The sequence below is a fragment of the Lederbergia lenta NBRC 16444 genome (assembly GCF_001591545.1).
Lineage (GTDB): Bacteria > Bacillota > Bacilli > Bacillales > Bacillaceae_C > Lederbergia > Lederbergia lenta.
In genome coordinates this window covers 1-13,293 of sequence record NZ_BCVC01000009.1, presented here as the reverse complement: position 1 = coordinate 13,293, position 13,293 = coordinate 1, and the positions used below count along the sequence as shown (strand labels likewise).

15 protein-coding genes are annotated in these 13,293 nt (G+C 35.9%); 11 read left to right on the top strand and 4 right to left on the bottom strand.

The window, feature by feature from the left end:
• Positions 1–91 precede the first annotated feature (91 nt).
• The gene (locus tag BLE01S_RS17735; RefSeq protein ID WP_066145481.1) at positions 92–355 is read left to right on the top strand and encodes a YfhJ family protein; all 264 of its coding nucleotides are present in this window, start codon (positions 92–94) and stop codon (positions 353–355) included.
• Positions 356–407: 52 nt separating this feature from the next.
• Here the strand turns inward: BLE01S_RS17735 and BLE01S_RS17730 are convergent, their stop codons facing one another.
• Complete coding sequence (locus BLE01S_RS17730) at positions 408–1,391, bottom strand: metal-dependent hydrolase (RefSeq protein ID WP_066145478.1); 984 nt, start codon at positions 1,389–1,391, stop codon at positions 408–410.
• Between the two features lie 157 nt (positions 1,392–1,548).
• Between BLE01S_RS17730 and mutY the strand changes: the two genes are divergently transcribed.
• From mutY to BLE01S_RS17705, 5 genes are all read left to right on the top strand, one after another.
• Positions 1,549–2,652, top strand: coding sequence for an A/G-specific adenine glycosylase (gene mutY / locus BLE01S_RS17725; protein WP_066145476.1), 1,104 nt, complete (start codon positions 1,549–1,551; stop codon positions 2,650–2,652).
• Positions 2,653–2,761: 109 nt separating this feature from the next.
• The gene (gene fabL, locus BLE01S_RS17720; protein WP_066145473.1) at positions 2,762–3,511 is read left to right on the top strand and encodes an enoyl-[acyl-carrier-protein] reductase FabL; all 750 of its coding nucleotides are present in this window, start codon (positions 2,762–2,764) and stop codon (positions 3,509–3,511) included.
• A gap of 69 nt (positions 3,512–3,580) precedes the next feature.
• Positions 3,581–3,784 carry a gamma-type small acid-soluble spore protein gene (locus BLE01S_RS17715; protein WP_066145467.1) on the top strand — a complete coding sequence of 68 codons (204 nt, stop codon included), beginning with the start codon at positions 3,581–3,583 and terminating at the stop codon, positions 3,782–3,784.
• Positions 3,785–4,296: 512 nt separating this feature from the next.
• On the top strand, positions 4,297–4,827 hold the full coding sequence (gene ntdP / locus BLE01S_RS17710) for a nucleoside tri-diphosphate phosphatase (protein WP_066145464.1): 531 nt from the start codon (positions 4,297–4,299) through the stop codon (positions 4,825–4,827).
• A gap of 50 nt (positions 4,828–4,877) precedes the next feature.
• Positions 4,878–6,626 (top strand): ABC transporter ATP-binding protein, encoded by a 1,749-nt coding sequence (locus tag BLE01S_RS17705; RefSeq protein ID WP_066145461.1) that lies wholly within the window; start codon positions 4,878–4,880, stop codon positions 6,624–6,626.
• A 23-nt stretch (positions 6,627–6,649) separates the two neighbouring features.
• Here the strand turns inward: BLE01S_RS17705 and BLE01S_RS17700 are convergent, their stop codons facing one another.
• Together BLE01S_RS17700 and BLE01S_RS17695 are read right to left on the bottom strand one after the other, a co-directional pair.
• Positions 6,650–7,732, bottom strand: a complete 1,083-nt coding sequence (locus BLE01S_RS17700) for an FUSC family protein (protein WP_066145457.1) — start codon at positions 7,730–7,732, stop codon at positions 6,650–6,652.
• 228 nt (positions 7,733–7,960) lie between these two features.
• On the bottom strand, positions 7,961–9,241 hold the full coding sequence (locus tag BLE01S_RS17695) for a glutamate-1-semialdehyde 2,1-aminomutase (RefSeq protein ID WP_066145454.1): 1,281 nt from the start codon (positions 9,239–9,241) through the stop codon (positions 7,961–7,963).
• Positions 9,242–9,403: 162 nt separating this feature from the next.
• On the opposite strand from BLE01S_RS17695, the gene BLE01S_RS17690 reads away from it, so the two are divergent.
• The 4 genes from BLE01S_RS17690 (at position 9,404) to perR (ending at position 11,724) form a co-directional block, all read left to right on the top strand.
• Entirely contained in the window at positions 9,404–9,823 is a 420-nt protein-coding gene (locus tag BLE01S_RS17690; protein WP_066145451.1) for a potassium channel family protein, read from the top strand.
• 67 nt (positions 9,824–9,890) lie between these two features.
• Positions 9,891–10,361 (top strand): thioredoxin-dependent thiol peroxidase, encoded by a 471-nt coding sequence (bcp, locus tag BLE01S_RS17685; protein WP_066145448.1) that lies wholly within the window; start codon positions 9,891–9,893, stop codon positions 10,359–10,361.
• Between the two features lie 279 nt (positions 10,362–10,640).
• Positions 10,641–11,189: a cob(I)yrinic acid a,c-diamide adenosyltransferase gene (locus BLE01S_RS17680; RefSeq protein ID WP_066145443.1), complete on the top strand. Its 549-nt coding sequence runs from the start codon at positions 10,641–10,643 to the stop codon at positions 11,187–11,189.
• A gap of 100 nt (positions 11,190–11,289) precedes the next feature.
• Positions 11,290–11,724, top strand: coding sequence for a peroxide-responsive transcriptional repressor PerR (gene perR, locus BLE01S_RS17675; protein WP_169800042.1), 435 nt, complete (start codon positions 11,290–11,292; stop codon positions 11,722–11,724).
• Between the two features lie 30 nt (positions 11,725–11,754).
• Here the strand turns inward: perR and BLE01S_RS17670 are convergent, their stop codons facing one another.
• Positions 11,755–12,105, bottom strand: coding sequence for a YgzB family protein (locus tag BLE01S_RS17670; protein WP_066145438.1), 351 nt, complete (start codon positions 12,103–12,105; stop codon positions 11,755–11,757).
• Between the two features lie 141 nt (positions 12,106–12,246).
• Here BLE01S_RS17670 and BLE01S_RS17665 point away from each other — a divergent pair, with 141 nt between their 5' ends.
• Positions 12,247–13,125, top strand: a complete 879-nt coding sequence (locus tag BLE01S_RS17665) for a nucleotidyltransferase-like protein (RefSeq protein ID WP_338034324.1) — start codon at positions 12,247–12,249, stop codon at positions 13,123–13,125.
• Positions 13,126–13,293 lie beyond the last annotated feature (168 nt).

The window sequence follows — 13,293 nt, the reverse complement described above, 5'->3', positions numbered from 1 at the left end:
ATAGACTTCAAAGGCCTGCGGTATTAAGAGGTCCGCATATCTCTATTATGAGTATAATCGACTGATTTTATTAAAAGAGGAGTAGATATTAATGAATGATTATTACGAGCGGTTAACCGCCTATTTGCTTGAGAAAAATCCAGATTTAACAGAAGCTAAAGCAAGAACATGGGTAGAATTACTATGGGAAGATTTTGAAACAACTTATGCAAAAGCAGGAAGAAAATATCGCGGCCATGAGATGGCAGAACGAATCGTCCGTTCACTAATTGATCAACACGGTAGTAAACTACATGAGTTTGCGGGAAAAAATCCGAAATATGCGCATATGTTACATGATGAAGAGGTTAAATAACTAAATACATCCCGGTGCTATAAAGCTCGCGCCGGGATGTTATAATGTGTGCTTATTGATTAACGACGATATTTAACTTTTTTCGGAGTTTTTCTTCACTGAAAATCCATCCAGTATAGGATGAAATAATTTCTAAGTCTAAATCGAGTTGTACGATCGCGACAAAAGGGTAATGTCCGTTACTTCGATATCTAAGATCTATAAAGCGCACTTCAAAATAATCGTCATATTCTACAATTTCCCAACGGTAGATAGGGGAAAATGATAAGAAAGCCGATATGTTTCTATCGTTTTTCGCAGCTTTTATTAATGGTGTTTCTGGGACAGGGACACGTTGGAATTTGTCGAAAATAGTAATGGAGCGTTTAAAAGCCCGACCAACATAGAAACAATCATCTGAGATAACTGCCAATCTCCATTGATTAAAGCGCATAGTAGGTGCAATAATGATCTCATCAGCGTCTGTAATAGTTTTAAGCACTGCCGAACGAACAGTTTGTTGCATGATATATCTTAGTATGTAATAAAAAATAATTATTACATACATACACAGAAAAGTAGGGCCAGGTGGTGTCCCGCATATCCACAAAATAATACCTATTACATGTAGTCCAAATATAATAGGATCGAATGTGTTAATTGTTCCTAAGGCTACCCATTTTGCAGAAAATGGTCTCAGAGCTTGTGTGCCATAAGCATTGAAAATATCAACAAAAACGTGTAAAAAGACTGCTAAAAATGACCATAACCATAAATGAAGCATATTGGAATCTGGATAAAACATCGTAACTAGCGCTGTTACAAGGACGGGCCAAAGTAAAACAGCAGGGATGGAATGTGTGATTCCTCTATGATTACGTATATACACTGCATTATTTCTTAATTTTAAAAATGTATCTATATCTGGTATTTGGGATCCGATTATGGCTGCTGCTAGAACACTTTGCGTATTTACAGCAGTATCTGCTACTACTGGATCCAAAGTGGCCAAGCCTCCGATTGCGATACCCATAACAACATGTGTAGCTGTATCCAAACTAAGTCCTCCTCCGGGAAGGGATATCTGTTACTCTAAGTTGCATTCCAAACCATCATATTTTAAAGAAGAATAAAAAGCAATGAAGTGCATTGCAAAATCTTATAATTAATTATTCCCTAAATCAATGAAGGAATAACATTCAGGTGATATAAATATGAAAGATTCTTTGAAAAATACATTGAGCCAAATAGATATAAAGCAATTCCAGCATGATTTGATCAGCTGGTTTATTGAGGAACAAAGGGATCTACCATGGAGAAAAGATGCTGATCCTTATAAAGTGTGGGTTTCTGAAATTATGCTTCAACAAACAAAGGTTGATACGGTTATCCCATATTTTGACCGTTTTCTAAAAAAGTTCCCAACCATTGAATCGTTCGCTGCTGCTGATGATGAAGCTGTTTTAAAAATATGGGAAGGATTAGGTTACTATTCAAGGGTACGGAATTTACACTCAGCTGTAAAAGAAGTTGTAGGAAATTATGGTGGTGTAGTTCCAGATACACAAGAAGAAATTTCCAAACTTAAAGGTGTAGGACCATATACAGCTGGGGCGGTTTTAAGTATAGCCTACGGTAAACCGGAACCTGCTGTGGATGGAAATGTAATGCGAGTATTGTCACGGATTATGCTAATCAGAGAAGATATCGCAAAAGCGTCGACTCGAAAAGTATTTGAAGCTGCAGTTAGGGAACTAATTGATCATGAACATCCATCCTTTTTTAATCAAGCATTAATGGAATTAGGAGCGTTGATTTGTACCCCAACTTCACCGGCATGTTTGCTCTGCCCTGTAAGGGATCATTGTTTAGCATTTGAAGATGGAGTGCAATCAGAGCTTCCGATTAAGTCGAGAAAAAAGAAAACACGTCATGTAGATTTAATTGCTACAGTATTGAAAAATAATAAGGAAGAATTTTTAATTAGGAAGCGTCCTAATAAAGGGTTGCTTGCTGGTTTGTGGGAATTTCCTAATGTAGAAAGAAATATCCATTTCGAACAATCGAAAGCAGCTCTTCAAGCTTATTTAATACAAGATTTACAACTTGAGACAAAACTGGAAAATGGAGCGTTTGTTAGGGTAGATCATGTCTTCACACATCTTACTTGGACGATTGATGCTTTCGCAGGGGAATTAAATCCTAATATTGAAATTGGTCAGGAGTATAAATTGGTAACAAAGGATGCATTGGAAGAATATGCATTCCCAGTTTCACATCAAAAAATATGGCAAGCATATAAAAAACAATTTGCTTAATACATTTTACATAATAGAAATATCGGAGTTTTCGACTAGATTATATCCTAATTGCCGATTAATCATGTGAAGTGTAAAATATACAGGTATAAAAGAAAGGTGGATTTTTATGTCGAATAAAGTTGCACTAGTAACAGGGAGTAGTAAGGGTGTCGGGAAAGCAGCAGCCATTGCCCTTGCAAGAAAGGGATATGATATTGTAGTAAATTATGCGCGGAGTAAAACAGCTGCACTTGAAACGGTAGAAGAAATTGAAAAACTTGGTAGAAAAGCTTTGCTTATTAAGGCTAATGTCGGTGATGTTGCTAAAATTAAAACGATGTTTCAGCAAATTGATGAAGAATTTGGCAGGCTTGATGTATTGATCAATAATGCAGCATCCGGTGTCTTGCGTCCGGTTATGGAGTTAGAAGAGTCACATTGGGATTGGACAATGAACATAAACAGCAAGGCATTGCTATTCTGTGCGCAAGAGGCAGCTAAACTAATGGAACGTAATGGCGGCGGGAAAATTGTCAGCTTAAGTTCGCTTGGTTCTATCCGCTATTTAGAAAATTATACGACAGTTGGCGTTTCAAAAGCAGCCGTTGAATCACTAACACGCTATTTGGCTGTTGAATTGTCTGCGAGAAATATTATTGTTAATGCAGTTTCAGGTGGGGCAATTGATACTGATGCTTTAAAACATTTTCCAAACCGTGAAGAATTACTTGAAGATGCTAGAAAAAATACACCTGCAGGTCGTATGGTAGAAATAGATGATCTCGTCAAAACAATTTTATTCCTTATTTCAGACGACGCTTCTATGATTAGAGGCCAGACAATTATCGTTGATGGAGGCCGATCTATTCTCGTATAAATTTTTTTATAAAAACTTGGATAACAATCTTCATGTTTGGTTATTATAACAAACGTGGAGGTGAGATGAATGAAAAAATCAAATAAAACACAAAGTGGTACAAACATTGAAGAAGTAAGACAACAAAATGCACAATCTGCAGGTGGTGCAGGTGCACAAGGTAACTTCGGAGCTGAGTTCGGAAGCGAAACAGACGCTCAACAAGTAAAAAAGCAAAATCAACAAGCTGAATCTAAAAAAGCTAAAAACTCTGGTAATTTTGGCCAGCAATAATAGCTAATAGTAGTAATCGAACGATCGTCCATATTGGGACGATCGTTCTTTTTTTGAAGAAATAATTTTGTTTGAAATTGATTACTTAGTTTTGCTTCGTTTTTATACATTCATTAGGAAGTAGGGACATTTGTTATTGAATTAATGAAATAAATCTTAGTTTTATTCGGCGCAGAATCGCATTTGTTTTAAAAACTAGGGTAAAACGGTATAATAATAACTATTATAAACGAAAAGCGCAAGTGTTCGTTTAGCGACGACGGACTGCGCCTATAAGATAGCTTGCCATAGGACGTAACGTTTTTAATCGAGGAATATTTTTATGGTGAAATAACGGAAACTCGGTGAGTCTCAAGTACCGAATGAATGTTGACTTATCGAAGGAATCCCGCTAGACACCGGGCTTTGTAGCTAGATATTTCTTTATTAAGCTAAATTATTTAGTTTTTATTGAAAAATATTAATGATCACGAATTGCATGCTTGCCCTTTGGATCAGAAAGTAGGGAGACGATGGTTATTCCCGTGGAAGGAGAAAATATCCAAATCCATAGTTATAAACATGATGGAAATATACATCGTGTTTGGGATGAAACAAAAATATTAAAAGCGACGAGACATCTTGTTATTGGTGGAAATGATCGAACGCTCGTAACGGAATCTGATGGTAGAACTTGGATAACACGAGAGCCGGCAATTTGTTATTTCCATACAGATTTATGGTTCAATATTATTTCTATGATCAGGGAAGATGGGATTTATTATTATTGCAATCTAGGTTCTCCATATGTCTATGATCAAGGTGCAATAAAATATATAGATTATGACCTAGATATCAAAGTTTTTCCTGACATGACGTATTCACTTTTGGATGAAGATGAGTATGAATTTCATAGAATGCAAATGAAATATCCTGATGTAATCGATCATATTTTAAAAAGGAATGTGGACAAACTTGTTTATTGGATTAGACAAAGGAAAGGACCGTTTTCACCAGATTTTATTGATATTTGGTATGAGCGATTTTTGATGTATAGGAGCTAGTAAGTGAGTAGAAAAATTCACTTTTTTGGATTACAGAGGAGGATCAATGCTTGGGAGTTATAAAGAGATATTTGCAATTTGTAAAGCCGTATCGTTGGAAAATTGTATGGACTTTAGCAATTGGAATCATAAAGTTTACCATCCCATTATTAATCCCCATTTTAATGAAATATGTCATTGATGATGTAGTTGGTGCAGACGCATTGTCGCCGGACGAAAAAACAATGAGATTAATGCTAACAATGGGGGTTATGTTACTGATTTTCGTTGTTATTAGACCGCCTGTTGAGTATTATCGACAATATTTCGCTCAATGGACAGCAAGTAATATTTTATACGATATACGTGATAGATTATTTACTCATATTCAAAAATTAAGCTTTAAATTTTATTCTAATACAAGAGCGGGCGAAGTAATATCAAGGGTAATTAATGATGTAGAGCAAACAAAGGATTTTGTCATTACAGGTTTAATGAATCTCTGGCTTGATGCAGCTACTGTAATTATCGCCATCATTATTATGGTTACGATGGATGTACCATTAACCCTCGTATCCTTAGCTGTTTTTCCACTTTATATTATTGCGGTTCGCTACTTCTTCGGAAATTTACGAAAGTTGACACGTGCGCGCTCACAAGCTCTTGCGGAAGTTCAAAGTTATTTACACGAACGAGTTGCTGGTATGTCATTAATTAAAAGTTTTGCAATAGAAGATCATGAACAAAAACGCTTTGATAAAAATAATGCTAATTTTCTTGAGAAGGCGTTAGTACATACTAGTTGGACAGCTAAGGCTTTTTCTGTTGTAAATACAATAACGGACATTGCGCCACTTATTGTCATCACTTATGCAGGTTACCAAGTTATTCATGGTGATCTTTCAATAGGAACAATGGTTGCCTTCATGGGATTTGTGGAAAGGCTATATAATCCACTACGAAGATTAGTTAACTCATCAACGACGCTCACTCAATCAATTGCATCAATGGACAGAGTGTTTGAATTACTTGATGAGAAATATGATATAGATGATGCACCAGATGCTGTTAAATTAAGTGAGGTACATGGTAATATTCATTTGGAAAATGTTACTTTTGCTTATGATAAAAAAGAAAATCCAATTTTACACGCAATAAATCTGGAGGTTAAGCAAGGTGAGACAATCGCATTAGTTGGAATGAGTGGAGGGGGAAAATCTTCGCTTGTTAGTCTAATTCCTCGATTTTATGATGTAACTGAAGGAAGAGTTCTTCTGGATGGGACGGATATTCGAAAATATAAAGTTCGTAGTTTACGTGATAAAATTGGTATGGTCTTACAAGATAATATTCTGTTTAGCGAGTCAGTAAAAAGTAATATTTTACTCGGGAAACCAGAAGCTACTGATGAAGAAGTGTACAGAGCAGCAAAGCAAGCAAATGCACATGAATTTATTATGAACTTGAGTTCAGGGTATGATACCAAAGTGGGGGAACGAGGCGTAAAATTATCAGGAGGACAAAAGCAACGGGTAGCAATTGCGCGAGTTTTCTTGAAGAACCCACCTATTTTAATTTTAGATGAAGCGACGTCTGCCTTAGACCTTGAAAGTGAGCAGCTAATTCAAGAGTCGCTAGAAAAATTAGCAAAAGATCGGACAACATTAATTATCGCACATCGATTATCAACCATTACCCATGCGGATAAAATCGTTCTGATTGAGCATGGTGAAATAGTTGAAACGGGTACACATGAAGAGTTAATGAAAAAACGCGGGAATTACTATCAGTTGTTCCAAGTTCAACAATTGGATATGTAAAAAACTCTAGCGGATATTTTCCGCTAGAGTTTTTGCGTTTCTTCGCTAACTATACTATCTTTTTTATGATAAGTTTGGAAAGTGCGAATAAGCAATTCAAGGTGCTCAAGTTGTTCTTCGTATTCTATTGTAGCTGAAAGGATATGCATTAAGTGATAAGGCTGAAACTCATTTTCTATTTCACTATTTTTTATTTCTTTAATAAATGCATCCATTAATTGATCGCGATTAAAAGTGGCTTGGTTTAATGTATCGAGTTCCACCTCTGCACGTACACGTCCAAGAAATTTTAAATGAAGTTGCTCATGGTAGCTCAATAAATAATCAAGTCGTTCCCTTGTATGGAGTTGGAGTGATTCAGGTAATTGGTATAGAATATTCTCATAGCGATGCTGCAATTTTAAAATGTCAAAGCTTTTTTGTGTTACCTGTATCATTTGATGATAAATGACAAGCTTTCTTTTATCCGAGAATTTATGTTTTTTGAAATAACGTCGTTCTTCCTTATACATAGAATATAATAGGTTAATGTTGCGGATTTTATCTTTTATATTCCCAATATCCTTTTTAAGTAATCTGTCTTCAGAGGCGAATCTGGTAGTTAATCTTATCCATTGAATGATATCTTCTGTTACGCCAGATATACTTTGAAAAAGTTTGGTTTCATATTTTGGTGGAATAAAGATAAGATTTACCGCAAATGAAGAAATAATTCCTAAAAAGATGGCTGAGGACCGCAAAAGTGCAAACTGAAGAAAGTCATCTGCGGGTGCTTCCATAATAGCGATAATGGTTACTAGTGCAAGGCGAATTGAATTTTCTAGTTTCAGATTTACCATAAAAATAATAGCGATGATTGCAGCAAAACCAATAATTAAAATATGGTTGCCGAATGCCATAACGAAAATGACGGCGATAATAGCTCCAATTATATTACCTTGTATTTGTTCAAGGACTGTTAAATAAGATCGATAAATAGTTGGTTGTATGGCGAAAATAGCAGCTATTCCCGCAAACAAAGGTGCTGGTATTCCGAGAAGCTGTGCAATATAAAGCGCCAATGTAATGGCTATTCCCGTTTTTAGCATGCGGGCACCAAGCTTCATATTTGATTATTCCTTTCTAACGTCTGTATTTAAATATATTATTTTTTAAAAAAATGTGTCTATAGAATGTGTAAATACAAAGTCAACATCGGCTCACCATCAGGCTCGCCGTGTTTCCTTTATCACAAGTTACCTCGCTTGAAACCGCTAGGTCCTGTGGAAATTTTGATGCATCCACATTTTTGGAATACAGTTCGTACTACGCTAAACGAGTGTTTTCCATATTTCTTATTTAAACGCGTTTTCGACTGCTTTGATTGTTTCTAGTATATCATCTTCTGTATGTGCGGATGTTATGAACCAAGCCTCGTATTTAGATGGAGCAAGATTTATACCTTGATGAAGCATTTTTTTGAAGAATCTTGCGAATAATTCCCCATCTGTTGCTTCTGCTTGTTCGTAATTTACCACGTTTTCGCGAGTAAAATAAATGGTTAATGCACCTTTTAAGCGATTGATTGTAATAGGAGCATCGTATTTTTTTGCGGCTTCGAGAATCCCTTTTTCAAGCATAGCACCAAGTTTATCAAGGCGTTCGTATAGCCCTTCTTCTTGTAATACTTCTAAGCAAGCAATCCCCGATAGCATTGAAGCAGGATTTCCTGCCATCGTACCTGCTTGATAAGCTGGACCAAGTGGTGCGACTGTTTCCATAATCTCTTTGCGGCCACCATAGGCACCAATTGGCAGCCCCCCACCAATAATCTTCCCGATAGCTGTTAAATCAGGAATGACTCCTAACATATCTTGTGCAGCACCATAGGTGAAGCGAAAAGCTGTAATAACTTCATCAAAAATGAGAAGGGCGCCATTATCATGTGCTACTTTCTTTACTTCTTCGAAGAAACCCGGTTGAGGTTCAACAATTCCAAAGTTACCAACTATCGGTTCTGCTAGAACGGCTGCAATTTCTTTACCCCATTTATTCATTGCATCATGATAAGCTTCTATATCATTAAAGGGGATTGTAATGACCTCTTGGGCAATACTTTGAGGGACACCAGCAGAATCAGGCATGCCAAGTTGAGAAGGTCCAGACCCAGCTGCAACGAGTACTAAGTCGGAATGCCCGTGATAGCAGCCCGCGAATTTTAAGATTTTTGTTCGACCTGTATATGCGCGAGCAACTCGAATGGTTGTCATAACAGCTTCCGTTCCTGAATTCACAAAGCGGACTTTGTCGAGGGATGGAATAGCGTCTTTGATCATTTTAGCAAACTTCACTTCGTGCTTCGTAGCTGTACCGTATAAAACACCCGTTTCTGCTGCTATTTTTATCGCTTCAGCAATATGCGGATGTGCATGACCAGTAATAATAGGGCCATACGCGGCTAAGTAATCGATATATCGATTACCATCCACATCATAAAGATAGGCACCTTTTGCTTTTTCGATTGCAATTGGTGCACCTCCACCAACGGCTTTGTAAGATCGGGAGGGGCTATTAACACCTCCGACTATATGTTCTAGTGCTTCCATATGAAGAGATTCAGATTTTGTAAAATTCATTTTAGTACCTCCTAAACTTGCAGTCCATTCTATATTGTAATCCAGCCGCCGTTTCAGCGCAAACAATGCATAAATAGATTGTTAGAAATATGGTGATGAGGTCTAGAAAGTTGCAGATCAGCGTAAAATAATTGGACAAGATATAAAGAGGTGATTTCTTCATTGTGGTATATCATCTTTATTGCTATCATTTTGTGTATTTTAATGGCACTCAAAACATTGTTTTTCCCCGCAAGGTTTAGTTATAAACAAGTTTCATTTGAGAATTTTGTATTCCTCGGTTGCACCTATGCTGTAATCATGATTGGATTTGGTTTGTTATTTCTAATGTTAGAAATGCAGGGCTTGGAAGTGATGGCTGAAACACATGTTACTGGACGGGAAGATTGGAAGGAACAGCTTAGTACTTCAATATACCTCAGTGCTATCACATTATTTTCCGTTGGTTACGGAGATGTCGTTCCAGTAGGTATAGGCAGACTGCTTGTTATAATTGAAGCATTGCTAGGCTATACGATTCCAGCTGCTTTTGTTGTAAGATCATTTATCGATTACGACCCTACAATTGAGAAAAGAAAATGAACTTCTTTGAATTTTAGTTAGATTTTCTATACGCTAGAGGGAGTAATATGTATAGGAGGCATAGATTATGACTGAAATTAATGAAATTGCTCCAAATTTTCGTTTACAAGCAAGTAATGGGGAAAAGGTTTCACTTTCTGACTTTAAAGGGAAAAAACATGTTGTTCTCTACTTTTATCCGAAAGATATGACGCCTGGTTGCACAACACAAGCCTGTGATTTTCGAGATATGCATGCTGAGTTTTCTGATTTAGATGCGGTAATTCTCGGAGTTAGCCCAGATCCGCTTGAAAGACATGAGAAATTTGTTGATAAGCATGGCCTGCCATTTTTATTACTTGTCGATGAAAATCACGAGGTCGCAGAAAAATATGGTGTTTGGCAATTAAAGAAGAATTTCGGTAAAGAGTATATGGGGATTGTTCGATCTACTTTTATTATTAATAAAGACGGTGAAATTGTTCAAGAATGGCGAAATCTAAGGGTAAAAGGGCATGTGGAAGACGCATTACATTTTATAAAAAAAGAACTCGCATGAATTAAATGATCTTTTTGAGCCTATTTATTTATATGCCGGCTGTTGTCCATGTTGAAAATGTCATAACAGCATATACTACATAAGGCATACCTCCTCAGGAAGATACTTGATTGGGACTGTTTTTATGCAGTCCTTTTTTTATTGATAATACGTCAATTAAGAATACTGTTTTTATGCAAATTCAATTTTTATTATTTAACGCTATTCGGTGTAATATATAATGATATAGAAAGACATAAACGAATTCATATAACATTTAATATACGAGGGGGAGTTATGTTGAAAATTTATACGAAAACAGGAGATAAAGGAATGACTTCATTAATATATGGTGAAAGGATTGCTAAAAACGATATTCGGGTTGAGGCATATGGAACATGCGATGAAGCAAATTCGATGATCGGACTAGCGCTTAGTCATTTTGCTGATGAGGGAGTAGCGGAATTACAAGAGGTCCGTAACTTTTTTCATGAAGTTCAAACAATACTATTTCATGTAGGTGCTGAATTAGCAACACCAGTTGGAAGAGAAGTAAAATGGAAATTAGAAGAAAAGTACGTGAAAAATCTTGAAGAAATGATAGATAAATGGGATGCAGAACTTCCAGTTTTGAAAAACTTCATACTTCCAGGTGGGCATCCATCGGGAGCGACATTTCATACAGCGAGAACCGTGATCAGAAGAGCTGAGAGAAATGCTGTCGAAATCGGACATGCTAACCCGTTAGTGCTATCATATTTGAATCGTTTATCTGATTTACTGTTCGTAGCAGCTCGATTTGTTAATAATAAATTAGGAGTAGAAGAAAACAAACTTCATGATCGCTGAAGTAAGTAAATCATTGACAAAGCAGCTGCATCCTTAGTACACTATTTATAAGGATTATAAACAGAGAATTAATTTTTAATTAGAAAAGAGGTGCATGGCGATGCCAGATACACAATTGAAGGAAGCAATTCATACTTTGAAAGATACCGGAGTACGAATAACACCTCAGCGTCATGCGATTTTAGAATATTTAATCCAGTCAATGACCCATCCGACTGCTGATGATATTTACAAATCACTTGAAGGTAAGTTTCCAAATATGAGTGTCGCTACTGTATATAATAACTTACGCGTTTTTCGAGAAGTAGGACTTGTAAAAGAATTAACTTATGGAGATGCATCAAGCAGATTTGACTTCGTAACGTCTGATCATTACCATATTATTTGCGAAGATTGCGGGAAAATAGTTGATTTTCATTATCCTGGTTTAGATGAAGTGGAACAATTTGCTTCACAGGTTACAGGATTTCAGGTAACACATCATCGAATGGAGATATATGGAGTTTGTCCGGATTGTAGTAAAGGAACACATTAAAAGGATTGCCATTGCTGGCAATCCTTTTTTTTATTTAGTTTTACGATTATAGTTTTGATCAAATTCTTTTCCTTCAAGTTCGGGATCAACTGTCAATGGTTCACGACAGTGCATGCACATATCGACACGGCCCAATATTTTTGTTGGTTTATCACAATTAGGGCAAACTACTTGCACAGCTTTTGTTGATAACATACCAATCCAAAAATAGACAAGAGTACTCGCGATTATAGCTAACAAACCTAATATCATAAAAATAGTCATAACCAATGGGTTTGTTCTAAAGAAAATTCCGCCATACATAATAATAAAACCGATAAAAATTAAGCTTAACGCGAAAGAACGTATTTTGTTAATTTTATTAGAGTATTTTTTTGCCATTTACAAAGCCTCCTAAAAGATAACTATAACATAATTAACGATAACTTCTTAGTATAAATAAAACGATTTTTTGAACAAGGAGGAAAATCGTCTGAACATGTCGAAGAAGAATCATTAAAGATAAATCCATTTGGAGGAAATATGATGGAAGATATGCTGAGATCTATATATCAAGAAAAGGCTAGTCAAATTAATACTTTAGGGATTTTGAAGATTAATAAGAAATATAAGGTTCATACATTAACAGATATGTTTGATGTTATTTTATTAATTATTGTAAAGGAACAGGAAGAACGTAAATCAATAATGATGAAACATTATATTTACGAAGGAGAGAAAGCTGCGCTTCATATAATAGAAGAAGCGCAATTAAGAAACTGGATTTTGCTTGGTACAAACCGAAAAATAATTGAGTGGATTGACGAAGGAGAAATACTATTTGATAGAAATGACTACATGGAAAAGCTTAGAGTTGAACTAAGAGACTTCCCCTTCTATGGAAGAAAGATAAAGATGGGTTTGGAATTTGCTAAGTTGATTAGAAGGTATTATGATGGGAAGACTTTTTTTGAAAATGCTCATTACTTAGATGCTTATAATCATATTGTTCATTCGCTACACCATCTTGGAAGGCTTTCGCTCATTGAAAATGGTTTTCATCCGGAACTCACTGTTTGGGATCAAGTGAAGAAAATTGAACCTGAAATATTTAAACTGTACGAGGAATTAGTGAAAAGTGATGAATCACTTGAAAAAAGATTGGAGTTATTATTTTTAGCGAGTGAATTTCTAATTAATAATAGAGCTTCAATTGGAGCGGCTCACCTTTTAGAGGTGATGGAAAATAAAGAACTGTGGAGTATAGATGAAATTACTTCGAATCAAGAAGCGGAATATTATGGAGTAGATTTAAGTATTATGTTGGAGTATTTAATTGATAAAGATTTTATTCAAGTTGTAGAAATGCAGGTAGATAGTCATGGATTGTGCGAACGGCTCTATAAGAGAAAAGAAAATTAATTTGAAAAAAGGGTTGACCGATTGATTTAAACTTGGTATATTAATAGACGTCGCTGCTGACGTAAGAAAAAAGCAGTGGCGTCAAAAAACTTTTAAAAAAAGTGTTGACAGTATGATTGGTAAATGTTATATTAATAAAGTCGCTGTCAGAAAGCGGTGAGTAAGTTT